This window comes from Terrabacter sp. GCM10028922, from assembly GCF_042666095.1.
In the GTDB taxonomy this organism is placed as follows: domain Bacteria; phylum Actinomycetota; class Actinomycetes; order Actinomycetales; family Dermatophilaceae; genus Terrabacter.
Window position 1 is genome coordinate 1 of record NZ_JBHTFG010000033.1, and the last position, 548, is coordinate 548.

At 73.2% G+C, this 548-nt stretch carries 1 protein-coding gene; it reads right to left on the reverse strand.

Going from position 1 to position 548, the window contains the following annotated elements; genetic code table 11:
- On the reverse strand, positions 1-548 hold a 548-nt coding region (locus ACFQU3_RS22460; protein WP_385913975.1), incomplete at both ends, for a hypothetical protein.

The window sequence follows — 548 nt, forward strand, 5'->3', positions numbered from 1 at the left end:
GCGTTGCGCAGCACGGGCTTGTTGGCGTCGGGCGGGGGGTAGAGCACGATGTGCCTGATCGTCGCGCCGGAGCGCGGGTCCAGCTCGACCAGGGCAGGTCCGTAGGCGGCCCAGAGCGAGCCGTTGGGCCCGAACGCGACCGCGCCGAACGCGTCGGCGCCCGCTACCGGAGTCACCTCCCACAGCTTGCGGCCGGTCGAGGCGTCGAAGGCGAAGACCTTGGCCGACGGCTGGGTCGGGGTGGCGCCGAGGCCGCCCCACCGGGACGTGCCGCCGTAGACGACGTTGCCCGACGCGGCGAGCGAGACGATGCTCTGGTCCTTCACCGGCGAGGGGACGATCGCGGGGGCCGACGTGTCGTTCGAGAAGATGCCGAGCGCGCCGCCGAGCAGGCCGTAGCGCGGGATGGTGCCGAAGAAGGTGCGGGTGCCCGCGGTCGCCCAGGCGAGCGGCCGGTCCTGCTGGTGGCTCGGGCCGAGAGCAGTGACGAGCCGGGGGTTGGAGCCGTCGACCCAGGGCTGCGTCGTGTCGTAGCGGAAGATCTGAGC